Origin of the sequence: Serratia sp. X3 (genome assembly GCF_014982455.1) — a bacterium.
Classification (GTDB): domain Bacteria; phylum Pseudomonadota; class Gammaproteobacteria; order Enterobacterales; family Enterobacteriaceae; genus Serratia; species Serratia ureilytica.
This window is the reverse complement of sequence record NZ_JADCNB010000001.1, coordinates 1,522,524-1,548,540: the sequence shown is the minus strand read 5'-3', so window position 1 is coordinate 1,548,540 and position 26,017 is coordinate 1,522,524. Positions and strand designations below refer to the sequence as shown.

Below are 26,017 nucleotides of genomic sequence, written 5' to 3'. Positions count from 1 at the left end.
TCCTACCTATCTAACAAAAATCCGAACTTTCCCCCGTCAAAATCTTGCGCATATACTGTATAAAAACACAGTAACAAGGCAACATTATGACTTTCTTTTATCCAACACCAAACCCAACCAAGCTCAAAATCCCGCTGTTCGCCGACAAGGTGCCGGCGGGGTTTCCCAGTCCCGCAGCAGATTACGTCAGCTCGCGCATCGATCTGAACGAGTACTGTATCAGCCATCCCAATGCGACCTATTTTCTCTATGCGACAGGTGATTCCATGCTTGAGGCAGGGATCACTGAGGGCTCTATGCTTGTTGTTGACCGCAGCATCAGCCCAGCCCATGGCGATATCGTTATAGCCAGCATAGCCGGCGAGTTCACCGTTAAGCGCCTCTGTTTACATCCCCGTGCGCAATTGGAACCCATGAATCCGAAATATGAGCCGATCCTGCTTCATGACGGCGGCGACGATCTGGAGGTGATGGGCGTTGTTGTGTCTTCGATAACGAGGCTCAAGTGATGTACGCGCTTGCTGATGTGAACAGCTTCTACGCGAGCTGCGAAACGTTGTGGCGACCAGATCTGCGAGGGCGTCCTGTTGTCGTTCTGTCGAATAACGACGGATGTGTCGTAGCCAGGAGCAAGGAAGCGAAGGCGTTAGGGCTAAAGATGGGAGAACCCTATTTCAAAATTAAGAGGGAATTTGAGCGCGCAGGGGGCATCGCGTTCAGCAGCAACTATGAGTTATACGCAGACATGTCTCAGCGTGTGATGGCCGTTTTAGAAGAGATGGCACCTCGCGTGGAAGTGTATTCAATTGACGAAAGTTTCCTTGATCTGACTGGCGTTCGTAACTGCATTGATCTTGATACTTTCGGTCGTCAGGTGAGGGCCAAGGTACTGCGCAACACTGGGCTAACTGTGGGCGTTGGCATTGCCCAAACCAAGACGTTAGCCAAGCTGGCAAATTTCGCAGCGAAGAAGTGGGACAAGACCGGCGGAGTAGTGGATCTATCTAATGAAGGGCGCCAGCGCAAATTGATGGGCCTCGTGCCGGTCGATGAGGTCTGGGGTATCGGACGCCGGATATCGAAAAAGCTCAACATGATGGGGATTGAAACGGCACTACAACTGGCCGATGCAAGCACTGCGATGATCCGCAAGCATTTCAGCGTTGTCATTGAGCGAACGGTGCGTGAGCTACGTGGTCAGCCTTGTCTCGAGCTGGAGGAGTTTGCGCCGACAAAACAGCAAATCATCTGCAGCCGCAGCTTCGGTGACCGGATCACCGAGTATGACCAGATGCATCAGGCTATTTGCATGTACGCGACGCGTGCAGCGGAGAAGCTGAGGGAGGAGCATCAGTATTGCCGGCATGTCAGCGCGTGGCTCAAAACCAGCCCATTTGCCATCAATGAGGAGTACTACGGCAACACCGCAAGCATAAAACTGAGCGTACCCACACAGGATACTCGCGACATTATCGCCGCGGCTATGCGTTGCCTTGATGCGATTTGGCAACCCGGTCATCGGTATCAGAAAGGCGGGGTGATGCTGCAGGATTTTTACAGTCAAGGCGTGGCTCAGTTAGGACTGTTCGATGAGTACAAACCACGGCATAACAGTGAACAGCTCATGGGCGTGCTTGATCGGATAAACAATTCGGGTAGGGCGAAACTGTGGTTTGCTGGTCAAGGGGCGCATCAGGTGTGGTCAATGAAGCGTGAGCTACTGTCACCGGCATACACTACGCGGCTTAGTGATCTGCCGCGCGCTCGGGTTTATTAAACTAGTGGATTGGCGATAGGCTTAATCAGCTCAGCGCTGTCATTGCGGATATTGCCGACTGATTTTCCTACAGGATGCCAGGCGAAATCGTCGGGAGATGTGGCCGCTTCGTTCGCGAGTTCTTCTACTCTCGCTGATGTGATGTCTGGCTTAATCCACTCGCGTGCAGCTGCTGGTGGCAGAACGACAGGCCGGCGGTCATGAATATCGAGCAGACCCGAATCGCTGGCGCAGGTCACGATGACAAAACCGTCATCATCAGGAGGATCTTTAGCATCGGGATGATCTTTAGCATCGGGATGATGGCGGCTTATTGCGGCGAAAAATATAGGTGCTTTCGATTCGTGATAGATGAAATAGGGCTGCTTTACTTTGGCTTCGTGCTTGTCTTTCTTCCACTCGTACCAGCCATCTGCCATCACCAGCGCGCGACCGTGATTCCATAGCGGCTTGAACATTCTGCTGGTGGCGGCTGTTTCAACGCGAGCATTGATAACCGGCTGACGCCTCATTTCACGCCACCAATCAGGGCCATACCCCCAGTCAACAGGATCAAAGTGTAGCTTGTCGTCACGCTGATTCAATATCAGTACGCGAGTACCTGGCGCCACGTTGTAACGTGCAATCGGCACGTTATCCAATGCGCCGGCAAATTCTAGATCGGATGCCAGAACATCTAGATAATCTGCACGAGTTTGAATTTGAGCAAAACGGCCACACATACTGATATCCCTTTAGAGGATGATAGTGGAAGTATAGACGAGGGGAGGGTTTGTAAATCCTCTTGTAGATGATGGCCTTTCTCTAGTGATAGACTACTCATCCCGTTATGGCGTAACAACATAGTACATTTCAAATTGTGTACATATGAGTGTACATATCTGGCAGGGTAAAGCTGGATAGCGTCGATAACATCATGTAGTTAAACAATATTGTATTTCTTCATGTGATCTGTCGTGTGGGTCACCACTGTAGATAAGGAATTATTAATGCCTGTTATTACCCTTCCTGACGGAAGTCAGCGTCATTTCGACCACCCCGTTTCCCCGATGGATGTCGCGCGCGATATCGGCCCTGGCCTGGCGAAAGCCTGTATCGCCGGCCGCGTCAACGGCGAGCTGGTCGACGCCGGCGATCTGATCGAATCAGATGCGCAGCTGGCCATCATCACCATCAAAGACGAAGACGGTCTGGAAATCATGCGCCACTCCTGCGCGCACCTGTTGGGTCATGCGATCAAGCAGCTGTGGCCGGATACCAAAATGGCGATCGGTCCTGTTATCGACAACGGTTTCTATTATGACGTGGATATCGACCGCACCCTGACGCAGGAAGACCTGGATCTGCTGGAAAAGCGGATGCACGAGCTGGCCGATAAGGATTACGACGTCATCAAGAAGAAGGTCAGCTGGCAAGAAGCCCGCGACACCTTCGCTGAGCGCGGCGAAATCTATAAAGTGGCGATCCTGGATGAGAACATCAGCCATGACGATCGTCCGGGCCTGTATCACCACGAAGAATACGTCGACATGTGCCGTGGTCCGCACGTGCCGAACATGCGTTTCTGCCACCATTTCAAACTGCAGAAAACCTCCGGCGCTTACTGGCGCGGCGACAGCAAAAACAAAATGCTGCAGCGTATCTACGGTACCGCCTGGGCAGACAAGAAGCAGCTGAACGCCTACCTGCAACGCCTGGAAGAAGCGGCCAAGCGCGATCACCGCAAGATCGGCAAACAGCTCGACCTGTATCACATGCAGGAAGAAGCGCCGGGCATGGTGTTCTGGCACAACGACGGTTGGACTATCTTCCGCGAGCTGGAAGCCTTCGTGCGCATGAAGCTCAAAGAGTATCAGTACCAGGAAGTGAAAGGTCCGTTCATGATGGACCGCGTGCTGTGGGAAAAAACCGGCCACTGGGAAAACTACAAAGACGCCATGTTCACCACCGCGTCGGAAAACCGTGAATACTGCATCAAGCCGATGAACTGCCCGGGTCACGTGCAGATCTTCAACCAGGGCCTGAAGTCGTACCGCGATTTGCCGCTGCGCATGGGCGAATTCGGCAGCTGCCACCGCAACGAGCCTTCGGGTTCCCTGCACGGCCTGATGCGCGTGCGCGGCTTCACGCAGGATGACGCCCACATCTTCTGTACCGAAGAGCAGGTGCGCGCCGAAGTGAACGAATGCATTCGCATGGTCTATGACGTGTACGGCACTTTCGGCTTCGACAAGATCGCCGTCAAGCTGTCCACGCGTCCGGAAAAACGCATCGGCACCGACGACATGTGGACCCGTGCGGAAGAAGACCTGGCCGCCGCGCTGACCGAGAACGGCATTCCGTTCGAGTACCAGCCGGGCGAGGGTGCCTTCTACGGACCGAAAATTGAATTTACCCTGCATGATTGTTTGGATCGCGCATGGCAATGTGGTACCGTGCAGCTCGATTTCTTCTTGCCGGGCCGTTTGGGCGCATCGTACGTTGGCGAAAACAACGATCGCGTCGTGCCGGTAATGATTCACCGCGCCATTTTGGGCTCCATGGAACGCTTCATCGGTATCCTTACCGAAGAATATGCCGGGTTCTACCCGACCTGGATCGCTCCGGTGCAGGTGGTGGTGATGAATATCACCGACAGCCAGTCTGATTACGTCCAGCAATTGACCAAAAAACTGCAGGATGCAGGTATTCGCGTGAAAGCGGACTTGAGAAATGAGAAGATTGGCTTTAAAATTCGCGAACATACTTTACGTCGAGTCCCTTACATGTTGGTGTGCGGTGACAAAGAGGTCGAAGCAGGCAAAGTTGCCGTTCGTACCCGCCGTGGCAAAGACCTGGGAAGCCTGGACGTAAACGAAGTCGTAGACAAGCTGCTGAAAGAGATTCGCAGCCGTAGTCTTCATCAACTGGAGGAATAAAGTATTAAAGGCGGAAAACGAGTTCAACCGGCGCGTCCTAATCGCATTAACAGAGAAATTCGCGCGCAAGAAGTTCGCCTAACCGGCGTCGATGGCGAGCAGATTGGTATTGTCAGTCTGAATGAAGCTCTTGAAAAAGCTGAGGAAGCGGGCGTTGATTTAGTAGAAATCAGCCCAAATGCCGAACCGCCAGTTTGCCGAATCATGGATTACGGCAAATTCCTCTACGAGAAGAGCAAGTCGACGAAAGAACAGAAGAAGAAGCAAAAAGTTATCCAGGTTAAGGAAATCAAATTCCGTCCTGGCACCGATGATGGCGACTATCAGGTCAAACTACGCAACCTGATTCGCTTTCTGGAAGATGGCGATAAAGCCAAAATCACCCTGCGTTTCCGCGGGCGTGAGATGGCGCACCAGCAGATCGGCATGGAAGTGCTTAATCGCGTCCGTAAAGACCTGTGTGAAGATATGGATCTGGCAGTGGTCGAGTCCTTCCCTACGAAGATCGAAGGCCGCCAGATGATTATGGTGCTCGCTCCTAAGAAGAAACAGTAAGGCTTACAAGTAATGGAACCCGCGCGGCGCTTGCGCTGTGTGGGTTTTATTCGCCCAACTGATTCGTTGTTTAACAATGCGAAGTGGATTTAATTAAAATGCCAAAGATTAAAACTGTACGTGGTGCAGCCAAGCGCTTCAAAAAAACCGGCAGCGGTGGTTTTAAGCGTAAACATGCCAACCTGCGTCATATTCTGACCAAAAAAGCAACCAAGCGTAAACGTCACCTGCGTCCGAAAGGCATGGTGTCTAAAAACGATCTGGTCCTGGTTACCGCGTGCCTGCCGTACGCATAAGCCATTTTTTTTGAATTTAGAATAAGACTTTAGGAGAGAGCATATGGCTCGCGTAAAACGTGGTGTAATTGCACGCGCACGTCACAAGAAAATCATGAAGCAGGCGAAAGGCTACTACGGTGCCCGTTCGCGCGTATATCGTGTTGCCTTCCAGGCAGTAATCAAAGCAGGTCAGTATGCTTACCGTGACCGTCGTCAACGTAAGCGTCAGTTCCGTCAGCTGTGGATTGCACGTATCAACGCAGCTGCTCGTCAGAACGGTCTGTCTTACAGCAAGTTCATCAACGGCCTGAAAAAAGCCTCGATCGAAATTGACCGTAAGATCCTGGCTGACATCGCAGTCTTCGACAAAGTGGCCTTCGGCGCACTGGTTGAGAAAGCGAAAGCAGCTCTGGCGTAAGTCAGTAGAAGAGGGAGCTTGCTCCCTCTTTTAATCTTTGTTTTCAGCGACAAATATTGACTTTCATTGCCCGCCGCTATATCACTGGTGGACAATCATCGACAAGGTACCGCAATCATGCACGCAGCTATTTTTCGTTTCTTTTTTTACTTTAGCGCCTGATTTCAGGAGGCTTTGCGCGTAAGAAAAGAAACGAAAAGTAGCGCCTAAGCCTCCCTCGTGGAGGCTTTTTTGTTTTTGGCCATCGTCCCGCCTTGCAAAGCGTTGCGGTGAGAACGGCGGGTACTCAGCCAGCACTGCGCCGCGCAGGCGAGCCGCCTGGCCGGCAACGCATTGAAAAGTCTTTGAAGATTGCTCAAAGGCGTGTTCGAATAATAGATAACAATTACTTAGGGCCATCCCGGCCAGAGGAAGAGGAAAGCAATGCCACATCTCGCAGAGCTGGTTGCCAATGCCAAGGCAGCCGTAGAAGATGCCCAGGATGTTGCCGCGTTAGATTTGGTGCGCGTCGAATATTTTGGCAAGAAAGGTCATTTCACCTTGCAGATGCAGTCTCTGCGCGACGTACCGGCGGAAGACCGTCCGGCGGCCGGCGCGGTGATCAACCAGGCCAAGCAAGAGGTGCAAGACGCCCTCAACGCGCGCAAGAACGCGCTGGAAAGCGCCGCGCTGAACGCGCGCCTGGCGGCTGAAACCATCGACGTCTCCCTGCCGGGCCGTCGCATGGAAAACGGCGGTCTGCACCCAGTGACCCGCACCATCGACCGCATCGAAACCTTCTTCGGCGAGCTGGGTTTCTCCGTCGCTACCGGCCCGGAGATTGAAGACGATTACCATAACTTCGACGCGCTGAACATTCCAGGGCATCACCCGGCGCGCGCCGACCACGATACTTTCTGGTTCGACGCCACGCGCCTGCTGCGCACTCAGACCTCCGGCGTGCAGATCCGCACCATGAAGAACCAGCAGCCGCCGATCCGCATCATTGCGCCAGGCCGCGTTTATCGTAACGACTACGATCAGACTCACACCCCGATGTTCCACCAGATGGAAGGGCTGATCGTCGATAAAGACATCAGCTTCACCAACCTGAAGGGCACGCTGCACGATTTCCTGAATAACTTCTTTGAAGAAGACCTGCAGGTTCGTTTCCGTCCGTCCTACTTCCCGTTCACCGAGCCGTCCGCCGAAGTGGACGTGATGGGTAAAAACGGTAAATGGCTGGAAGTGCTGGGCTGCGGCATGGTGCATCCGAACGTGCTGCGCAACGTGGGCATCGATCCGGAAGTTTACTCCGGCTTCGCCTTCGGTATGGGCATGGAGCGCCTGACGATGCTGCGTTACGGCGTCACCGACCTGCGCGCATTCTTCGAAAACGATCTGCGTTTCCTCAAACAGTTTAAGTAAGGCGGGAATATCACATGAAATTCAGTGAACTCTGGTTGCGCGAGTGGGTAAACCCGGCCATCAGCAGCGAAGCATTATCCGATCAAATCACCATGGCCGGTTTGGAAGTGGACGGCGTGGATCCGGTTGCCGGCGCGTTTAACGGCGTTGTGGTGGGTGAGGTTGTCGAGTGCGGTCAGCACCCGAACGCCGATAAACTGCGCGTCACTAAAGTTAACGTGGGCGGCGATCGCTTGCTCGACATCGTCTGCGGCGCGCCGAACTGCCGCACCGGCCTGAAAGTGGCGGTTGCCACCGTGGGCGCGGTGTTGCCGGGCGATTTCAAAATCAAGGCCGCCAAACTGCGCGGCGAACCTTCGGAAGGCATGCTGTGTTCGTTCTCCGAACTGGGCATTTCTGACGATCATGACGGCATTATCGAACTGCCGCTGGATGCGCCGATCGGCACCGACATCCGTGACTATCTGAAATTGAACGACAACACCATTGAGATCAGCGTCACTCCGAACCGCGCCGACTGCCTGGGCATCATTGGCGTCGCGCGTGACGTGGGCGTACTGAACCAGGTTGCGCTGACCGAGCCGGACATGAGCCCGGTGCCCGCGACGATTGACGCCACGCTGCCGATCCGCGTTGACGCGCCGCAGGCGTGCCCGCGTTATCTGGGCCGCGTGGTGAAAGGCATCGACGTCAAGGCGCCAAGCCCGCTGTGGATGCGTGAAAAACTGCGTCGTTGCGGTATCCGTTCTATTGATGCCGTCGTCGACGTCACCAACTATGTGCTGTTGGAACTTGGCCAGCCGATGCACGCTTTCGATCTGAGCCGCATCGACGGCGGCATCGTGGTGCGCATGGCGGAAGAAGGGGAAACCTTGACGCTGCTGGACGGCAACGAAGCCAAACTGAACGCCGACACCTTAGTGATCGCCGATCACCAAAAAGCGTTGGCGATGGGCGGCATCTTCGGCGGCGAGCATTCCGGCGTCAACGGCGAAACCCAGGACGTGCTGCTGGAGTGTGCTTTCTTCAGCCCGCTGTCGATCACCGGCCGCGCGCGCCGTCACGGCCTGCACACCGATGCTTCTCACCGCTATGAGCGCGGCGTCGATCCGGCGCTGCAGTACAAAGCCATGGAGCGCGCCACGCGCCTGCTGCTCGACATCTGCGGTGGCCAGGCCGGCCCGATTATCGACGTGACTCACGAGAACGAACTGCCGAAGCGCGCCACCATCACGCTGCGCCGCGAGAAGCTGGATCGCCTGATCGGCCACGTGGTGCCGAGCGAGCAGGTCAGCGACATTCTGCGCCGCCTGGGTTGCCAGGTGACCGAACAGGGCGACAGCTGGCAAGCGGTCGCGCCGAGCTGGCGTTTCGATATGGAGATCGAAGAGGATCTGGTGGAAGAAGTGGCGCGCGTTTACGGCTACGACAACATTCCGGATGTGCCGGTGCGCGCCGATTTGGTGATGACCCAGCATCGCGAAGCCGATCTGACGCTCAAGCGCGTGAAGACCATGCTGGTCGATCACGGTTATCAGGAAGCGATCACCTACAGCTTCGTCGATCCGAAAGTGCAGGCGCTGCTGCACCCGAATGAAGAAGCGCTGATCCTGCCGAGCCCGATTTCGGTCGAAATGTCGGCGATGCGTCTGTCGCTGTGGACCGGTTTGCTGTCCGCGGTGGTGTATAACCAGAACCGCCAGCAGACGCGCCTGCGCCTGTTCGAAAGCGGCCTGCGCTTTGTGCCTGATAGTGCGGCAGATCTGGGTATCCGTCAGGACGTCATGCTGGCGGGCGTGATCGCCGGCCATACGCACGATGAACATTGGGATCTGGCGCGCAAGCCCGTCGACTTCTATGATTTAAAAGGGGATCTGGAGTCTGTCCTCGAGCTGACCGGTAAATTATCCGAAATTCAGTTCCGGGCGGAAGCCAATCCGGCCCTGCATCCAGGGCAAAGTGCGGCGATTTATTTGCACGGCGAACGCGTTGGTTTCATCGGTGTGGTTCACCCGGAACTTGAACGTAAACTGGATCTTAACGGCCGCACCGTGGTGTTTGAACTGGAGTGGAACAAGCTTGCGAGCCGCGCCGTGCCTCAGGCGCGGGAGATTTCGCGCTTCCCGGCAAACCGCCGTGATATCGCCATTGTGGTGGCTGAAAACGTCCCCGCAGAAGATATTTTGGCCGAGTGTAAGAAAGTTGGCGCAAATCAGGTAGTTGGCGTAAACTTGTTTGACGTGTACCGTGGCAAGGGCGTGGCAGAAGGTGACAAGAGCCTGGCTATCAGTCTGGTATTGCAGGATACCGCTCGTACACTGGAAGAAGAGGAGATAGCCGCTACCGTTGCAAAATGCGTAGAGGCTCTAAAACAGCGATTCCAAGCATCCTTGAGGGATTGAACCTATGGCGCTTACTAAAGCTGAAATGTCAGAACACCTGTTTGAGAAGCTTGGGCTTAGCAAACGGGACGCCAAAGACCTGGTGGAACTGTTCTTTGAAGAGGTCCGTCGGGCCCTTGAGAATGGCGAACAGGTAAAACTGTCGGGTTTTGGCAACTTTGATCTGCGTGACAAGAACCAACGTCCGGGGCGTAACCCGAAGACCGGCGAAGACATTCCGATTACGGCGCGCCGCGTGGTGACCTTCCGTCCGGGGCAGAAGCTGAAAAGCCGGGTAGAAAACGCCAGCCCGAAAGGGTGAGTGACGTGACATCAAAAAAGGCCGCTTGCGCGGCCTTTTTCTTTTCTGGGACAAAATTCAGTTTATTCCTAATCGATAAGACATGACTTCATTGAGCCGTTAAGTCGGTACGGCGAAAATCATTGCCCTTAATTGCGGAATATTCTTATATCTTATTTCATGTAATGCGTGGCTTTTAATTTCTCACTTCAATAACGGCCGTAATAATGGCCAGGGCCATCGCCACGGTGGCCGCCGCCTCCGTGAGGGCCCCAGCAGCAGGCGCTGAGGGTTGAGGCCAGGGCGACCACGGCCAGCAGCATACCGAGTCGTTTAATCATCTTATTATCCTCCGGTGGGGATCCGTTTAATTATCATTGTCGCGCCGCTTAAGCGATGTCAGTTATTCGTTAAGCCTTGGCAGAGGCAATAATAATTAAAGACGTCGGCAAACAGTGTCGGGATTGTGTAAGGCCGTCGAAAACGATCTGAAAATAGGCACCGGTGAGATAGTCGCTAAATAAGCGCACTGATATAACCACTGCAGCAAGAAAAATAGAGTGAGAAGGCAAAATGAAAAAGATCCTGTTGCTGGTGTGTTTTCCGCTGTTGCTGCCGCTGGCGGCACAGGCCGATGTCTCCGTCGATATCAACGTGCCGGGCGTTTCCCTGCATTTGGGGGATCAGGACCGCCGTGGTTACTACTGGGATGGCTACGACTGGCGTCCCCCGCAATGGTGGCATGCACACCAGGGCCGCGGTTTGGGGGAGCGCAATGCGCGCGGCCTGTACTGGGACGGCGGGCGCTGGCAGCCTTCGCCGCCGCGCGGCTATGAGCATCGCGAGCCGGCGCGCAGCGGCAATCCTTTCCACGGCGATCGCGATAATCGCGATCATGATGGCCGCCATGACGATCGCGGCGACCATGACCGGCGCGATGACGGCCGTGGCCAGCCCTATCCGCAGGGCAACCCCGGTCAGCATCGTTAACCCCTGAGTTTATCGGCGGCTGGTTTTGCCATCATCCTGGCGATGACGGGCAGGGCCAGCCGCTGCTTTCCTGCGCCATCGCTTACGCAAGGCTTCCCCTTGCGGCGTTAACCCCCTAATATTTGACTCAGACGTCAATTATCCGGCCACGACAGCGGCCGGCAGGGAATCGCCGCGCCATGCCAACCAGCCGTACCTTCACCTTACTGTTGCAACATCAACGTTACCGCGATAAACGCCAGGTCATTCTGTTGGCGCTGGGTGTGGTGCTGGCATTGCTGTTTAGCCTTTGCGCCGGCGATCGATGGATATGGCCGTCAGAATGGTTCAGCGATCGGGCGCAGCTGTTCGTCTGGCAACTGCGATTGCCGCGCGCGCTGGCGGTGATGTTGGTCGGCGCAGCCCTGGCGGTAGCCGGGGCGGTGATGCAGGCGCTGTTTGAAAACCCGTTGGCGGAACCTGGCCTGCTGGGGGTGGCGAACGGCGCCGGCGTCGCGCTGGTGCTGACGGTGCTGCTGGGCCACGGTCTGCTGCCGGTAGCGCTGATGAGCGCCGCCGCGATAGCAGGCGCGCTGGCGATGACGTTCTTGCTGCTGGGCTTCGCTCGCCGGCGTCGCCTGACCAATGCGCGGCTGTTGCTGGTGGGAGTGGCGCTGGGCATCATGTGCAGCGCGCTGATGACCTGGGCGGTCTATTTCAGCACCAGTCTCGATCTGCGGCAGTTGATGTACTGGATGATGGGGGGCTTCGGCGGTGTCGACTGGCGCCAAAAGTGGCTGGTGTTGGCGCTGCTGCCGGTGCTGCTGTGGCTGTGCGGCCAGGGGCGAGCGCTTAACCTGATGGCGCTGGGCGAGGTGCAGGCGCGGCAGCTCGGGCTGTCGCTGCATCTGTGGCGCAACCTGCTGGTGCTGGCGATCGGCTGGCTGGTGGGCGTCAGCGTGGCGCTCGCCGGGGTGATCGGCTTCGTCGGGCTAGTGATCCCGCATATTTTGCGGCTCACCGGCCTGACCGACCAACGCTATCTGTTGCCGGCCTGCGCGCTGGCGGGGGCCGGCGTGTTGCTGGTGGCCGATGTGATTGCCCGCGTTGCGCTGCTGGCGGCCGAACTGCCGATCGGCGTGGTGACCGCTACGCTGGGAGCGCCGCTATTTATCTGGTTACTGACCCGGGCAAAAGGCGTAAGGTAGTTTTCTTCATTCACCTGCCATTAAAAAACTACAGGATGACAACCGATGAGCAATCCAATTTATAACCTGCCGTTACAGACCATCGAAAATCAGGCTACCACGCTGGGGGCCTATCAGGGCAAGGTGCTGCTGGTGGTCAACGTGGCCTCGGAGTGCGGCCTGACGAAGCAATATGAAGGGCTGGAAGCGCTGTACGAAACCTATCGCGATCGGGGGCTGGAAGTGCTGGGGTTCCCGTCCAATGAATTCCTGGGGCAGGAGCCGGGCAGCAACGAAGAGATCCTGGCGTTTTGCCGCGGCACTTTCGGCGTGCAATTCCCGATGTTCGCCAAGATTGAGGTGAACGGCGAACACCGTCATCCGCTGTATCAGGCGCTGATTGCCGCGCAGCCGGCTGCTGTCGCGCCGCAGGGCAGCGAGTTCCTGGCGCGGATGACCAGCAAAGGGCGTGCGCCGAAGCACGCCGGCGATATTTTGTGGAACTTCGAGAAATTCCTCATCGCGCGCGACGGCACGGTGATCCAGCGCTTCTCGCCTGACACCACGCCGGAAGATCCGGCGCTGGTGGCGGCGGTGAAACAAGCGCTGGCAGGGTAAGACGAATGCTGCAACTCGTTGAGGTTGGGGTGGCGGGGCGCCTGGCGCCTTTTTCGGCACAGATTGACGGCGGGTTGCAGGTTCACCTGATCGGCCCAAACGGCGCCGGGAAGAGCACTCTGCTGGCGCGGGTGGCGGGCATGCTGCCGGGGCTGGGCGAGGTTCGTCTGGACGGACGCGCGCTGTCCGATTATCCAGGGAGCGAACTGGCATTCCGGCGCGGTTACCTCAGCCAGCAACAGCCGCCGGTGTCGCTGATGCCGGTGTTTCAGTATTTGGCGCTGCACCGGCCTGCGGCGGCGACGCAAACCGATGTGGAGCACGCCATCCTCTATCTGTGCCGGCGGTTGAAGCTGGTGGATAAGCTGTCACGCACGCTGACGCAGCTTTCTGGCGGAGAATGGCAACGGGTGCGGCTGGCGGCGGTCTTGCTGCAGGTGTGGCCCAGCGTCAATCCGCACAGCCGCCTGTTGTTGCTGGATGAGCCGACCAACAGCCTGGATGTGGCGCAGAAAGTCGCGCTGGATCGCCTGCTGCGCGAATTCTGCCAGAGCGGGCGCAGCGCGCTGGTATGCGCGCACGATCTGAATCACACCCTGCAGCAGGCCGATCGGGTTTGGTTGCTGCATGCCGGCCGGCTGGTGGCGCAGGGCGTCACGCGTGAGGTGATGGCGCCCGCACTGCTGTCGCAGATTTATGAAGTGGATTTCCAGCTGCAATGGGTAGGGGACCAGCGTTGGATCATGACCCGCACGGCTTAATTAACCCAGTCGGCGGGGCGCAACGTAAACGGAAACTAAACACAGTGAATATAAATAGCGGGGTAAGGATCGGCGAATATTGTGCGGTCTCTCATTTTCTTATCGATTTTCTTGAAAAACGTCGATGACGTGCTACGCTTGATTCGGCAAAAATAAAATACGTAAGTAATTATTAAAAAACATAAGAAATTGATTTACATAATAAAATTAAATTAATGATGACGGCGCCTTCCTATCAGTTCTCCCACTGATGACAAGTCTCGTCTTAAGGTTTAGTTAAGCTTGCGGCCTTACATTGGCAGTTAATCCACGGAAACGATTCTTCTCTGGCGTTTAATATTCGTTAAACGAAAGGGATTTACAGTGTCATCAAAAGCAGTCCGATACGTTTGGGGTTAACTATGGATCAATTTTTACCTTTCTCTCGTCCAGCCATCGGCGACGAAGAAATCGCCGCGGTAGAGAAAGTGTTGCGTTCCGGTTGGATCACCACCGGCCCGCAAAATCAGCAACTGGAAAGCGACTTCTGTTCCACCTTCGGCTGTAAACACGCCATCGCCGTCAGTTCCGCCACAGCAGGCATGCACATCACTTTGATGGCGCTGGGCGTGGGGCCCGGCGATGAAGTCATCACCCCTTCCCAAACCTGGGTTTCCACCCTCAACATGATCGAACTGCTGGGCGCTACGCCGGTGATGATTGACGTTGACCGTGAGACCTTGATGGTCAGCGCCGCCGACGTCGAGGCTGCCATCACCCCGAAAACCAAAGCGATTGTTCCGGTGCATTATGCCGGCGCCCCCCTGCAGATGGACGCTTTGCGCGCCGTGGCCGAACGCCATCGTCTGCCGTTAATCGAAGACGCCGCCCATGCGGTCGGCACGCGTTACAACGGCGAATGGGTCGGCGCGCGCGGCACGGCGATTTTCTCGTTCCACGCGATTAAGAACGTGACCTGCGCCGAAGGCGGCCTGATCGCCACCGACGACGATGCGCTGGCGGACCGCCTGCGTTGCCTGAAGTTCCACGGCCTGGCCGTCGATGCCTTCGATCGCCAGCAGCTGGGCCGCAAACCGCAGGCCGAAGTGGTGGAGCCGGGGTACAAATACAACCTGTCCGACATTCACGCGGCGATCGCCGTGGTGCAACTGTCGCGCTTCGCCGAGCTGAACGCGCGCCGTAAGGCGCTGGCGCAGCGCTACCTGAGCGCGCTGGAAGGCTCGCCGTTCCAACCGTTGGGCGTGCCGGATTATCCGCATGACCACGCCTGGCATCTGTTTATGGTGCGCGTCGATCCCGAGCGCTGCGGCCTCGATCGCGACCAGCTGATGGAGCGTCTGAAAGAGGTTGGCATCGGCACCGGGCTGCATTTCCGTGCGGCGCACACCCAGAAATTCTACCGTGAGCGCTATCCGCAGCTGTCGTTGCCGAATACCGAATGGAACTCGGCGCGGCTGTGCACCTTACCGCTATTCCCTGATATGACCGACGCCGATGTGGATCGCGTGGTCAATGCCTTGTCTTCTGTTGTGGAGTCTTTACGTGTCTCGCGTTGAACCGATCAAAAAAGTGTCGATAGTCATCCCGGTATACAACGAGCAGGAAAGCCTGCCGGCGTTGCTGGAGCGCACTACCGCCGCCTGTAAGCAGTTATCCCAACCTTATGAAATCATTCTCGTCGACGATGGCAGCAGCGACAACTCCGCTGACATGCTGACCGCGGCGGCCGAAAAGCCGGACAGTCACGTGATTGCCGTCCTGCTTAACCGCAACTATGGCCAACATTCGGCGATCATGGCCGGTTTCAATCAGGTGACCGGCGATCTGGTGATTACCCTTGACGCCGATCTGCAGAACCCGCCGGAGGAAATCCCTCGGCTGGTCAGCGTGGCGGAAGAGGGCTATGACGTGGTGGGCACCGTGCGCGCCAACCGTCAGGACTCCTGGTTCCGCAAAAGCGCTTCGCGCGTGATCAACATGATGATTCAACGCGCCACCGGCAAATCGATGGGGGACTACGGCTGCATGCTGCGCGCCTACCGTCGTCATATCGTTGAGGCGATGCTGCACTGTCATGAGCGCAGCACCTTCATCCCGATCCTGGCGAATACCTTCGCCCGTCGCACGACCGAGATCGAGGTGCGTCACGCCGAGCGCGAGTTCGGCGACTCCAAATACAGCCTGATGAAGCTGATCAACCTGATGTATGACCTGATCACCTGTCTGACCACTACGCCGCTGCGTTTGCTCAGCGTGGTCGGCAGCATCGTGGCGCTGTCCGGGTTCGTGTTGGCGCTGGTGCTGATCGCGCTGCGTCTGCTGCTCGGTCCTGAATGGGCCGCCGGCGGCGTGTTCACGCTTTTCGCCGTCCTGTTCACCTTTATCGGCGCCCAGTTTGTCGGCATGGGGCTGCTGGGTGAATACATCGGCCGCATCTATACCGACGTGCGCGCACGTCCTCGCTATTTTGTTCAGAAAGTGGTCGGCGTACAGCAAGACCACAATACTCAGGAAGAAGAATGATGAAAGCTATTGTATTTGCTTACCATGATATTGGCTGCGCAGGTCTGAAAGCGCTGACTGAGGCGGGTTATGACGTGCAGGCTGTGTTCACGCACACCGACGACCCAGGTGAGAACAACTTCTTCTCCTCCGTGGCCCGTTTGGGCGCCGAATTGGATCTGCCGGTCTATGCGCCGGAAGACGTGAACCACCCGCTGTGGGTTGATCGCATTCGCGAACTGCAGCCGGACGTGATCTTCTCGTTCTACTACCGTCACATGCTGAGCGACGAGATCTTGTCGCTGGCCCCGTTGGGCGGTTTCAACCTGCATGGTTCGCTGCTGCCGCGCTACCGTGGCCGCGCGCCGGTGAACTGGGCGTTGGTGAATGGCGAAACCGAAACCGGCGCCACCCTGCACAAAATGGTGAAACGCCCGGACGCCGGTGACATCGTCGGTCAGCAGAAAGTGACCATTGCCGACAACGACACCGCGCTGACGCTGCACAAAAAAGTGCTGGAAGCCGCGCAGGCCGTGTTGAAAGAGCAGCTGCCGAAGCTGAAGAACGGCACCGCCACCTTCACCAAACAGGATGAGTCTCAGGCCAGCTACTTCGGGCGCCGCACCGCGGCGGACGGCGAGATTTTGTGGCACAAGTCCGCCAAAGAGATCAACAACCTGGTGCGCGCCGTCACTGAACCGTACCCGGGGGCATTCAGCTACCTCGGCCAGCGCAAGCTGATCGTCTGGCGTTCCCGCGTGCTGGATACCCAACACGATAAACAACCGGGCACCGTGCTGAGCACCGCCCCGCTGGTCATCGCCTGTGGCGAAGGCGCGCTGGAAATCGTCGCCGGGCAGAACGAAAGTGGCCTGTACGTGCAGGGCAGCCGCCTGGCGCAGGAAATGGGCATCGTCACCGACGTGCGTCTGGCCGCCAAGCCTAACGCCGTGATGAAACGCCGCACTCGCGTGCTGATCCTCGGGGTTAACGGTTTCATCGGCAACCACCTGACCGAGCGTCTGCTGCGCGACGATCGTTACGACATCTACGGTCTGGATATCGGCTCTGACGCCATCAGCCGCTTCCTCGACAACCCGCGCTTCCACTTCGTGGAAGGCGACATCAGCATTCACTCCGAGTGGATCGAGTATCACATCAAGAAATGCGACGTGGTGCTGCCGCTGGTGGCGATCGCGACGCCGATCGAATACACCCGTAACCCGCTGCGCGTGTTCGAGCTGGACTTCGAAGAGAACCTGAAGATCGTTCGCGACTGTGTGAAATACAACAAGCGCATCATCTTCCCGTCCACCTCCGAAGTGTACGGCATGTGCGACGACAAAGAGTTCGATGAAGATCATTCGCGTCTGATCGTCGGGCCAATCAACAAACAACGCTGGATCTACTCGGTCTCCAAACAGCTGCTGGATCGGGTGATCTGGGCTTACGGCGCCAAAGAAGGCCTGAAGTTCACGCTGTTCCGTCCGTTCAACTGGATGGGGCCGCGTCTGGATAACCTGGACGCCGCGCGCATCGGTTCTTCCCGCGCCATCACCCAGCTGATCCTCAACCTGGTAGAAGGTTCGCCGATCAAACTGATGGACGGCGGCGCACAGAAGCGTTGCTTCACCGACATCAACGACGGCATTGAAGCGCTGTTCCGCATCATTGAGAACCGCGACGGCCTGTGCGACGGCCAGATCGTCAACATCGGCAACCCGACCAACGAAGCGAGCATTCGCGAGCTGGCGGAAATGCTGCTGGAAAGCTTCAACAACCACCCGCTGCGCGACCGCTTCCCGCCGTTTGCCGGCTTCAAGGACGTGGAGAGCAGCAGCTACTACGGTAAAGGTTACCAGGACGTCGAGCACCGCACGCCGAGCATCAAAAACGCGCGCCGCCTGCTGGGCTGGCAGCCGACCATCGAGATGAAGCAAACCGTCGCCGATACGCTGGACTACTTCCTGCGCACTACCGTTCAGGAAGGGAACGATGCATGAAGAAAGTCGGTCTGCGGGTTGATGTAGATACCTTCAGCGGCACCCGTGAAGGGGTGCCGCAGTTGCTGGACCTGTTCGAAAAGTACGACATTCAGGCCAGCTTCTTCTTCAGCGTGGGACCGGACAACATGGGGCGCCATCTTTGGCGCCTTTTGCGTCCGAAATTTCTGTGGAAAATGCTGCGCTCGAACGCCGCTTCGCTGTACGGCCTGGATATTCTGCTGGCCGGCACCGCGTGGCCGGGGCGCAACATTTCACGCGCGCTGGGGCCGCTGATGAAGCGCACCGCCGAAGCCGGCCATGAAGTCGGGCTGCATGCCTGGGATCACCAGGGATGGCAGGCCAACGTTGGCAAGTGGAGCGAGGCGCAGCTGACCGAACAGGTGCAGCGAGGCGTCGATGCCCTGAGCGCCAGCACCGGCCAGCCGGTGAAATGCTCCGCCGTGGCGGGGTGGCGTGCCGACACGCGCGTGCTGGAGGTCAAGCAGCGCTTCGGCTTCCATTACAACAGCGATTGCCGCGGCACCCATCCGTTCCGTCCGGTGCTGAGCGACGGGCGTCACGGTACGGTGCAGATCCCGGTGACGTTGCCGACCTTCGACGAAGTGATCGGCAGCGAAGTCAGCATGGCCGACTTCAACGACTACATTCTGCGCGCCATCGAGAACGATCGCGGCGTACCGGTGTACACCATTCACACCGAAGTGGAAGGCATGTCGCAAGCGGCGATGTTCGAACAGTTATTGCAACGCGCACGGCAGCAGGGCATCGAATTCTGCCCGCTGAGCGCGCTGTTACCGCAAGATTTGGCGTCACTGCCGTTGGGCCGCATCAAGCGCGCTCCTTTCCCCGGCCGCGAAGGTTGGCTGGGCTGTCAAACCGATGTGAAGGACGTTACATGAAGGCGCTAAAAGGATCCTGGGCCATTCTGCTGGCCGTTTTTTTTGCTCTGGTCTATCTGATCCCGCTTAACGGTCGCCTGCTGTGGCAGCCGGATGAAACGCGTTATGCAGAGATCAGCCGTGAGATGCTGCAACGCGGCGATTGGGTGGTGCCGCACCTGCTGGGGCTGCGCTATTTCGAGAAGCCGGTAGCGGGATATTGGTTCAATAACATCAGCCAGTGGCTGTTCGGGGAAAACAACTTTGCGGTGCGGTTCGGCTCGGTGTTCAGCACCGGCATGACCGCGCTGCTGGTATTCGCGCTGGCGATGCTGATGTGGCGCAATGCGCGCCGCGCCAGCCTGGCGATGCTGATGTTCCTGTCGATGGTGCTGGTGTTCAGCATCGGCACCTACAGCGTGCTGGATCCGATGATTTCGCTGTGGCTGGCGGCGGCGATGGTCAGCTATTACCTGACGCTGAAAGCCACCTCGGTCAAAGGCAAGCTGGGCGCCTACGCCTTGCTGGGTTTGGCCTGCGGCATGGGCTTTATGACCAAGGGCTTCCTGGCGCTGGCGGTACCGGTGATTGCGGTGATCCCGATTGTCATTCAGCAACGTCGCATCAAGGATCTGCTGTGCTACGGCCCGGTGGCGATCGTGACCGCCACGTTGCTCAGCCTGCCGTGGGCGCTGGCGATCGCGCAACGTGAGCCCGATTTCTGGAATTACTTCTTCTGGGTCGAACACATTCAGCGTTTCGCCGAAGATAACGCCCAGCACAAGGCGCCGTTCTGGTATTACCTGCCGATCCTGCTGGCGGCGGTGTTGCCTTGGCTGGCGCTGCTGCCCGGCGCGCTGCTCAAAGGTTGGCGCGAACGCGTGCAGCGCCCGGAGCTGTTCTTCCTGCTGAGCTGGGCGATGATGCCGCTGATCTTCTTCAGCATCGCCAAAGGCAAGCTGCCGACCTATATTCTGCCGTGTATGGCGCCGCTGGCGCTGCTGATGACCGCCTATGCGGAAGACTATGCCGCCACGCTGCGCGCCAGGCTGTTTAAGGCTAACGCCTGGCTGAACGGCCTGTTCGGGCTGATTGGCATCGTGGCGCTGGTGGTGTTGAGCTCCGGTTTGCTGCCGAAAGCGCATCTGTTTACTCCGCAGGAGTGGCCGAAAGTGGTTCTCGGCCTGATCGCGTTCGGCGGTTGGCTGCTGTTCGCGCTGGTTTCCGCGCGCGATAACGGCCGCCAATGGCGTTGGGCGGCCGCTTGCCCGGTGCTGCTGTGCCTGGTGATCGGTTACGCGATTCCGCAGCAGGTGACCGATTCCAAACTGCCGCAGAACTTCGCCCGCGCCACGATGGCCGAACTTGGCGACAGCCGTTACGTGCTGACCGACAGCGTCGGGGTGGCGGCCGGCTTGGCCTGGGAGCTCAAGCGCAGCGACGTGCTGATGTACAGCCAGAAAGGCGAGGTGGCCTATGGTCTGGAGTATCCGGACGCCAAAGGGCACCTGATCAGCGACGCCGACTTCCCGCAGTGGCTGGCGCAGGCGCGCAAGCAGGGGAATGTGTCGCTGGTGTTGCAGCTCTCCCGCGGCGAAGCGCTGCCGCAGGAGCTACCTGCCGCAGACAAGGTGGATCGCATGAACCGTCTGGTGCTGATGTGGTATAAACAGCAACCATGATCGGTTTTCTGTTGGTGATAGTGGTCAGTCTGCTCACCTGTGGTGGGCAGCTGTGCCAGAAGCAGGCGGTGCACTGCTGGGAACGGGCGGACGAGGCGCGGCTCAAGCAGACGCTGCGTTGGCTGGCGCTGGCGGTGCTGTTGCTGGGGCTGGGCATGGCGGTGTGGCTCAATGTGCTGCAACGCCTGCCGCTCAGCCTGGCTTACCCGATGCTCAGCCTTAACTTCGTGATGGTGACGCTGGCCGCGCGCTGGCTGTTTCATGAGCCGACGACCGCGCGCCATTGGTGTGGCGTGGCGTCGATTATGCTGGGGATCCTGCTGATGAGCGTGCATTCATGAAGGGCTATGCCTGGGGCGCCGCCAGCGTACTGCTGGTGACGCTGGCGCAGTTGCTGATGAAGTGGGGCATGGTTCAGATCCCGCTGATGTCGTTCGCCGACGTCTCGCTGACGCTGATCGGCGACTACTGGCTGCCGCTGCTGGCGGTGGGCGGCGGCATTTTTGGCTATGCGCTGTCGATGCTGTGTTGGTTCTTTGCGCTGCGCCATCTGCCGTTAAACCGCGCTTATCCTCTGCTGAGCGTCAGCTATGCGCTGGTTTACCTGGCGGCGGTGGTCCTGCCGTGGTTTAACGAATCCGCTACGCTGCTGAAAACATTGGGCACGCTGTTTATTCTGTTCGGCGTCTGGCTGATTAACAGCAAATCCGAGACCAAATCGCCGCAATAGGGCCAAAACCGGCGATCCTGCTATTATCTCCCTCATGGCGCTTGCCTTTTTCCCCGTGCGGGAGATAAATTAACGCGAAATAGCGCTTTCCTTACGTGGTGCCGGCTTTGCCTCGCAGGCAGTGTAGTGGTGTACCGAATGGCATAATGCGGCAACGTGTTCAATGAAGGGATATTATGCGGATGCGTGTGTGGTTTTTATTAGCCAGTTTAATCCTCGCCGGTTGCAGCAGCCATGCGCCGCCACCCAGCGGCCGCCTGGCGGATTCTATCGTGGTGGTGGCCCAGCTCAATGAACAACTGCGCCAGTGGTACGGCACGCCATACCGTTACGGCGGCCTGGATCGCGGCGGCGTGGATTGCTCCGGCTTTGTTTACCGCACGTTCCGCGATCGCTTCGATATGCAGCTGCCCCGTTCGACCGAAGAGCAAACCTCGCTGGGCACCAAGGTCTCGCGCGACGAACTGATGCCGGGCGATCTGGTGTTTTTCAAAACCGGCGGCGGTGAGAACGGTCTGCACGTCGGCATTTACGATACCAACGACCAATTTATCCACGCTTCGACCAGCCGCGGGGTGATCCGCTCCTCGCTCGATAACGTCTACTGGAAGCGGGTGTACTGGCAGGCGCGGCGCATTTAGCCTTAACCCGTTGATTTGGTGTATCATGGCGGCATCACGTGTTTTGAACGGTGCCTGCCATGAACAGTTTGCGTTTACTGATCTCCGACTCCTACGATCCCTGGTTCAACCTGGCGGTGGAAGAGTGCATCTTCCGCGAAATGACCACGCAAAAAATCCTCTTCCTGTGGCGCAATGCTGAAACGGTGGTGATCGGCCAGTCGCAGAACCCCTGGAAAGAGTGCAACACCCGGCGTATGGAACAGGATGGCATTCGGCTGGCGCGGCGCAGCAGCGGCGGCGGGGCGGTATTCCACGATTTGGGCAACACCTGTTTCACCTTTATGGCCGGCAAGCCGGGGTACGATAAAAGCGTCTCCACGAACATCATTCTGCAAGCGCTGCGGCAGTTGGGCGTAACGGCCGGCGCATCGGGGCGCAATGACCTGGTGATGGAAACTGCCGACGGGCCGCGCAAAATATCCGGCTCCGCCTATCGCGAAACGCAGGATCGCGGTTTCCACCACGGCACGCTGCTGCTGAATGCCGATCTGGAGCGGCTGGCGGACTACCTCAATCCGGATCCCAAAAAACTGCAGGCCAAGGGCATCACCTCGGTGCGTTCGCGCGTCGCCAACCTGGCGGAGTTTTTGCCGGGCATCAGCCATGAGCAGGTGTGTGAGGCGATCGTGCAGGCCTTCTTCGCCCACTATGGCGAGACGGCCGAGCCGGAGATCATTTCGCCGGATGTATTTCCCGACCTGCCCGATTTTGCCGCGCAGTTCGCCAAACAGAGCAGTTGGGAATGGAATTTCGGCAAGGCGCCGGCGTTCAGCCATCTGCTGAATGAACGCTTCGTCTGGGGCGGCGTGGACCTGTTCTTCGATGTAGAGAAGGGGACAATTGTTCGTGCGCAGGTATTCACCGACAGCCTGAATCCGGCTCCGCTACAGCGGTTGGCGGACATGCTGGTGGGCTGCGCGTACCGCAGTGAGCCCGTCGCCGCCTGCTGCGACCGTCTGGTGGCGGCCTATCCGCAACAGGCGGCTGAATTGACCGAGCTGCGGCAATGGCTGAGCGATACCATCCGCTAGCCGGGCGGTCTGGCAGCGAGGGGATGAGCGTGCTCATCCCTTTTTTTATCGCTGAAAGCGACGTTTCGCTGGGCGTAGCGCAGATTTTCTGAAAATCAAGGTGGGCATTTTTTCAGGTTTTCAATGCTGCGAATAACGGGCGGAATTGATGCGTTATTAAATTTAATCAGTCATCGTTAACGGCCGGAAAAATTGGCGTTAAGTCAGAAAGATTATTTTACTTTATTTAGGATTTTTCTTAATTAAAACAAAGGAGATAAGTCAAATTTGGCCTCAAATCCATTCCACTTAAGCCAAATATCTTTTCGCATCACGCGCCGAACGAGAAAACTGGCATAAGTGCGGCTGCTTTTCTTTGCGCCGTTCGCGATTGTCGTATAGCTTTAATCTATCAATTAAATGATATTTTACGAGCATTTGCATTGATATTTCCGATTAATCCCAGAAGGATTGATCGATAAAATATATTGATATACGATGATACGCTAGCCATTCATCCTGTGGCATTAAAATGAACATCCAACTCGAAGCTGACTTTATTAGTAGCTATGTTTTTCAACCTGTTTACTCAATGGAGGGTGGGCTGTTGGCGGTGGAAATGTTGAGCCGTTTCAACAGTCTCGACGGTGATTTAGCCATGCCGGCCGAAATTGGGATTAATTTATTGGCGCCTGAACAAAGGATTGAGTTATTTAATGAGCAATTGAGACTGGCGGAGCAGCATGCTGCCTGGTTTACCGGTAACAGCGTGCAGTTGACCATCAATATCGAAGAAACCATCGTCGAGCTTATTCTTTCCGATCCGGCCTTGTGCCAGAGGATCCGGCAATATCCTTTTATTGCATTTGAAATGAGTGAGAGTTTTCCGAATCTTTCTGCCGGAAAGAACAATACGAGCGTGCGGCGATTAAGCGAATTGTTTACGCTGTGGCTCGATGATTTCGGTTCCGGTAAAGCCACGCTGACCGCGTTGTACGATGGTTTGTTTGACTACGTAAAGATAGACAAGCGTTTTTACTGGCAGCTGTTTACCCATCAGGGGTATGACGTGGTCATCGACTCGTTGTTAAAGAATATCAACCTGTTGTGTAAAGGCGTGATCGTCGGAGGAATAGAGAAAAAAGAGTACTTTAATAAACTCAGATACGCCGGTGTTTTAGGCCTGCAAGGTTTTTTATGGCCCAGCGTTGGTGTGGATAATCTGCAAGCTTTGCTGGCGATGCCCAGCGAGTTCAATAATTAAGAAGTGATACAAAAAAACTACACACAATGAGGTAAATAAGCGCCGGGGTGGTGTTTAGCGTGATTCAGTCGCCGTTATTCCCCCACGTTTTTGCTGATAATCGCGTTTGTCAGCCGACGTTCAAGCGCGTTTCCTCACGCGAAATCTCCCGCATCCGTTCTGGCGACAGGCGGATGCGTTCTCCCTGCATTCCTTCGGTGTTAATCCTCCCGTTCAGGCTCTACACTACGCTGAAACGGAGGGCCTATGCCGCAATTCGATAACGCTTACTACCAACAACTACCCGGTTTTTACACCGCCCTGAACCCGACGCCGCTCAAGGATGCGCGCCTGCTGTACCACAGTGAGCCACTGGCGCGCGAGCTGGGGCTGGATGAAAGTTGGTTTACTCAGGATAAAACCCCGATTTGGGCGGGGGAAACGCTGCTGCCGGGCATGCAGCCGTTGGCACAGGTGTACAGTGGCCACCAGTTCGGCGTCTGGGCCGGGCAGCTGGGCGATGGGCGCGGCATTTTGCTGGGCGAACAAGTCCTGGCGGACGGCAGTCACCGCGACTGGCACCTGAAGGGCGCCGGGCTGACGCCATATTCACGCATGGGGGATGGCCGCGCGGTGCTGCGTTCGGTTGTCCGCGAGTTTCTGGCCTCTGAGGCGTTGCACCATCTGGGGATCCCCACCACGCGTGCGTTAACTATTGTCACCAGTCAACAACCGGTATACCGCGAGCAGCCGGAACGCGGCGCGATGCTGCTGCGGGTGGCGGAAAGCCATGTGCGCTTCGGTCACTTCGAACACTTTTATTACCGCAAACAGCCGGAGCAGGTGCGGCAGCTGGCGGATTTCGTCATCGCCCGTCACTGGCCGCAGTTGCAGGATCAGGCCGATCGTTACCTGTTGTGGTTTACCGACGTGGTCGAACGCACGGCGCGCCTGATCGCCCATTGGCAAACCGTCGGATTCGCCCACGGCGTGATGAACACCGACAACATGTCGATTCTCGGCATCACCATCGATTACGGCCCTTACGGCTTCCTCGATGACTATCAGCCCGGCTATATCTGTAACCATTCCGACCATCAAGGGCGTTACGCCTTTGATAATCAGCCGGCGGTGGCGCTATGGAACCTGCATCGTCTGGCGCAAACCTTGTCGGGGCTGATGACCGCCGAACAGCTGCAGCAAGCGTTGGCGGCGTATGAACCGGTGTTGATGCGCGCCTATGGCGAACAGATGCGCGCCAAACTGGGCTTCTTCACGCCGACGGCGCAGGATAACGACGTGCTGACCGGCCTGTTGAGCCTGATGGCCCAGGAAGGGCGGGACTATTCCCGCACGTTCCGCCTGTTGAGCGAAACCGAACAGCAACAGGCGCAGTCGCCGCTGCGCGATGAGTTTATCGACCGCACGGCCTTCGACGCCTGGTATCAGCAATATCGTCAGCGTCTGCAGCAGGAGCAGGTCAGCGATGCGGAGCGGCAACGGGCGATGAAGGCGGTGAACCCGCGGCTGATCCTGCGCAACTACCTGGCCCAGCAAGCGATTGAGGATGCGGAGAAAGACGACGTCGGCCGTTTGCAGCGGTTGCATCAGGCTCTGCTGAGGCCGTTCGACGATGCGCCGGAGTATGACGATCTCGCCGCGCTGCCGCCGGACTGGGGCAAACATCTGGAGATTTCCTGCTCTAGCTGAGAT

At 57.3% G+C, this 26,017-nt stretch carries 27 protein-coding genes and 1 other annotated feature; of the genes, 25 read left to right on the top strand and 2 right to left on the bottom strand.

Features of this window, described 5'->3' with window-relative positions; genetic code table 11:
• Positions 1–86 precede the first annotated feature (86 nt).
• Together umuD and umuC are read left to right on the top strand one after the other, a co-directional pair.
• A complete protein-coding gene (umuD, locus tag IMX17_RS07210) occupies positions 87–509 on the top strand; it encodes a translesion error-prone DNA polymerase V autoproteolytic subunit (protein WP_033637997.1) in 423 nt (140 codons plus the stop codon).
• Positions 509–1,777: a translesion error-prone DNA polymerase V subunit UmuC gene (gene umuC / locus IMX17_RS07205; RefSeq protein ID WP_060660818.1), complete on the top strand. Its 1,269-nt coding sequence runs from the start codon at positions 509–511 to the stop codon at positions 1,775–1,777. The genes umuD and umuC overlap by 1 nt, the downstream gene beginning before the upstream one ends.
• Here the strand turns inward: umuC and IMX17_RS07200 are convergent.
• Positions 1,774–2,499, bottom strand: coding sequence for an SOS response-associated peptidase family protein (locus tag IMX17_RS07200; protein WP_193549519.1), 726 nt, complete (start codon positions 2,497–2,499; stop codon positions 1,774–1,776). The two genes, umuC and IMX17_RS07200, sit on opposite strands and share 4 nt — an antisense overlap.
• Before the next feature lie 267 nt (positions 2,500–2,766).
• Here IMX17_RS07200 and thrS point away from each other — a divergent pair, with 267 nt between their 5' ends.
• The 8 genes from thrS to ihfA all read left to right on the top strand — a co-directional run bounded on the left by thrS (position 2,767) and on the right by ihfA (position 10,056).
• On the top strand, positions 2,767–4,695 hold the full coding sequence (gene thrS, locus IMX17_RS07195) for a threonine--tRNA ligase (protein WP_025159696.1): 1,929 nt from the start codon (positions 2,767–2,769) through the stop codon (positions 4,693–4,695).
• Between the two features lie 3 nt (positions 4,696–4,698).
• Complete coding sequence (gene infC / locus IMX17_RS07190) at positions 4,699–5,250, top strand: translation initiation factor IF-3 (RefSeq protein WP_048233542.1); 552 nt, start codon at positions 4,699–4,701, stop codon at positions 5,248–5,250.
• A gap of 98 nt (positions 5,251–5,348) precedes the next feature.
• The gene (rpmI, locus tag IMX17_RS07185) at positions 5,349–5,546 is read left to right on the top strand and encodes a 50S ribosomal protein L35 (RefSeq protein WP_004931418.1); all 198 of its coding nucleotides are present in this window, start codon (positions 5,349–5,351) and stop codon (positions 5,544–5,546) included.
• A 43-nt stretch (positions 5,547–5,589) separates the two neighbouring features.
• A complete protein-coding gene (rplT, locus tag IMX17_RS07180; RefSeq protein ID WP_004931417.1) occupies positions 5,590–5,946 on the top strand; it encodes a 50S ribosomal protein L20 in 357 nt (118 codons plus the stop codon).
• A 113-nt stretch (positions 5,947–6,059) separates the two neighbouring features.
• Positions 6,060–6,182 (top strand) — a sequence feature (Phe leader region).
• A complete protein-coding gene (pheM, locus tag IMX17_RS07175) occupies positions 6,064–6,108 on the top strand; it encodes a pheST operon leader peptide PheM (RefSeq protein ID WP_121626058.1) in 45 nt (14 codons plus the stop codon). It overlaps the preceding feature by 45 nt.
• 187 nt (positions 6,183–6,369) lie before the next feature.
• Positions 6,370–7,353: a phenylalanine--tRNA ligase subunit alpha gene (gene pheS, locus IMX17_RS07170; RefSeq protein ID WP_004931416.1), complete on the top strand. Its 984-nt coding sequence runs from the start codon at positions 6,370–6,372 to the stop codon at positions 7,351–7,353.
• A 14-nt stretch (positions 7,354–7,367) separates the two neighbouring features.
• A complete protein-coding gene (gene pheT / locus IMX17_RS07165; RefSeq protein ID WP_033652458.1) occupies positions 7,368–9,755 on the top strand; it encodes a phenylalanine--tRNA ligase subunit beta in 2,388 nt (795 codons plus the stop codon).
• Between the two features lie 4 nt (positions 9,756–9,759).
• Positions 9,760–10,056 carry an integration host factor subunit alpha gene (gene ihfA / locus IMX17_RS07160; protein ID WP_004931414.1) on the top strand — a complete coding sequence of 99 codons (297 nt, stop codon included), beginning with the start codon at positions 9,760–9,762 and terminating at the stop codon, positions 10,054–10,056.
• Between the two features lie 188 nt (positions 10,057–10,244).
• On the opposite strand, the gene IMX17_RS25335 is transcribed toward ihfA, so the two are convergent.
• The gene (locus IMX17_RS25335; RefSeq protein ID WP_046898516.1) at positions 10,245–10,376 is read right to left on the bottom strand and encodes a hypothetical protein; all 132 of its coding nucleotides are present in this window, start codon (positions 10,374–10,376) and stop codon (positions 10,245–10,247) included.
• A 232-nt stretch (positions 10,377–10,608) separates the two neighbouring features.
• Here IMX17_RS25335 and IMX17_RS07155 point away from each other — a divergent pair, with 232 nt between their 5' ends.
• The 15 genes from IMX17_RS07155 (at position 10,609) to IMX17_RS07085 (ending at position 26,014) form a co-directional block, all read left to right on the top strand.
• Positions 10,609–11,025, top strand: coding sequence for a DUF2502 domain-containing protein (locus tag IMX17_RS07155; protein WP_046898515.1), 417 nt, complete (start codon positions 10,609–10,611; stop codon positions 11,023–11,025).
• A gap of 179 nt (positions 11,026–11,204) precedes the next feature.
• Positions 11,205–12,212 carry a vitamin B12 ABC transporter permease BtuC gene (gene btuC, locus IMX17_RS07150; protein ID WP_193549518.1) on the top strand — a complete coding sequence of 336 codons (1,008 nt, stop codon included), beginning with the start codon at positions 11,205–11,207 and terminating at the stop codon, positions 12,210–12,212.
• 45 nt (positions 12,213–12,257) lie between these two features.
• Complete coding sequence (locus IMX17_RS07145; protein WP_033642881.1) at positions 12,258–12,809, top strand: glutathione peroxidase; 552 nt, start codon at positions 12,258–12,260, stop codon at positions 12,807–12,809.
• A gap of 5 nt (positions 12,810–12,814) precedes the next feature.
• On the top strand, positions 12,815–13,570 hold the full coding sequence (btuD, locus tag IMX17_RS07140) for a vitamin B12 ABC transporter ATP-binding protein BtuD (RefSeq protein WP_193549517.1): 756 nt from the start codon (positions 12,815–12,817) through the stop codon (positions 13,568–13,570).
• A 401-nt stretch (positions 13,571–13,971) separates the two neighbouring features.
• Positions 13,972–15,126, top strand: coding sequence for a UDP-4-amino-4-deoxy-L-arabinose aminotransferase (arnB, locus tag IMX17_RS07135; RefSeq protein WP_033652454.1), 1,155 nt, complete (start codon positions 13,972–13,974; stop codon positions 15,124–15,126).
• Complete coding sequence (gene arnC / locus IMX17_RS07130; RefSeq protein ID WP_019456023.1) at positions 15,113–16,093, top strand: undecaprenyl-phosphate 4-deoxy-4-formamido-L-arabinose transferase; 981 nt, start codon at positions 15,113–15,115, stop codon at positions 16,091–16,093. The genes arnB and arnC overlap by 14 nt, the downstream gene beginning before the upstream one ends.
• On the top strand, positions 16,093–18,075 hold the full coding sequence (gene arnA / locus IMX17_RS07125) for a bifunctional UDP-4-amino-4-deoxy-L-arabinose formyltransferase/UDP-glucuronic acid oxidase ArnA (RefSeq protein ID WP_046898633.1): 1,983 nt from the start codon (positions 16,093–16,095) through the stop codon (positions 18,073–18,075). The genes arnC and arnA overlap by 1 nt, the downstream gene beginning before the upstream one ends.
• Positions 18,072–18,977 carry a 4-deoxy-4-formamido-L-arabinose-phosphoundecaprenol deformylase gene (gene arnD, locus IMX17_RS07120; protein ID WP_033652453.1) on the top strand — a complete coding sequence of 302 codons (906 nt, stop codon included), beginning with the start codon at positions 18,072–18,074 and terminating at the stop codon, positions 18,975–18,977. Before arnA ends, arnD begins: the two co-directional genes overlap by 4 nt.
• Positions 18,974–20,638 carry a lipid IV(A) 4-amino-4-deoxy-L-arabinosyltransferase gene (gene arnT / locus IMX17_RS07115; RefSeq protein WP_033652452.1) on the top strand — a complete coding sequence of 555 codons (1,665 nt, stop codon included), beginning with the start codon at positions 18,974–18,976 and terminating at the stop codon, positions 20,636–20,638. Before arnD ends, arnT begins: the two co-directional genes overlap by 4 nt.
• Positions 20,635–20,979 (top strand): 4-amino-4-deoxy-L-arabinose-phosphoundecaprenol flippase subunit ArnE, encoded by a 345-nt coding sequence (arnE, locus tag IMX17_RS07110; protein ID WP_182264569.1) that lies wholly within the window; start codon positions 20,635–20,637, stop codon positions 20,977–20,979. Before arnT ends, arnE begins: the two co-directional genes overlap by 4 nt.
• On the top strand, positions 20,976–21,368 hold the full coding sequence (gene arnF, locus IMX17_RS07105; RefSeq protein WP_182264568.1) for a 4-amino-4-deoxy-L-arabinose-phosphoundecaprenol flippase subunit ArnF: 393 nt from the start codon (positions 20,976–20,978) through the stop codon (positions 21,366–21,368). Before arnE ends, arnF begins: the two co-directional genes overlap by 4 nt.
• Positions 21,369–21,544: 176 nt before the next feature.
• Positions 21,545–22,009, top strand: a complete 465-nt coding sequence (locus tag IMX17_RS07100) for an NlpC/P60 family protein (RefSeq protein WP_016927954.1) — start codon at positions 21,545–21,547, stop codon at positions 22,007–22,009.
• Between the two features lie 59 nt (positions 22,010–22,068).
• A complete protein-coding gene (locus tag IMX17_RS07095; protein ID WP_046898508.1) occupies positions 22,069–23,082 on the top strand; it encodes a lipoate--protein ligase A in 1,014 nt (337 codons plus the stop codon).
• A gap of 511 nt (positions 23,083–23,593) precedes the next feature.
• Complete coding sequence (locus IMX17_RS07090) at positions 23,594–24,325, top strand: EAL domain-containing protein (protein WP_033642891.1); 732 nt, start codon at positions 23,594–23,596, stop codon at positions 24,323–24,325.
• A gap of 246 nt (positions 24,326–24,571) precedes the next feature.
• Complete coding sequence (locus IMX17_RS07085) at positions 24,572–26,014, top strand: protein adenylyltransferase SelO (protein ID WP_046898507.1); 1,443 nt, start codon at positions 24,572–24,574, stop codon at positions 26,012–26,014.
• Positions 26,015–26,017 lie beyond the last annotated feature (3 nt).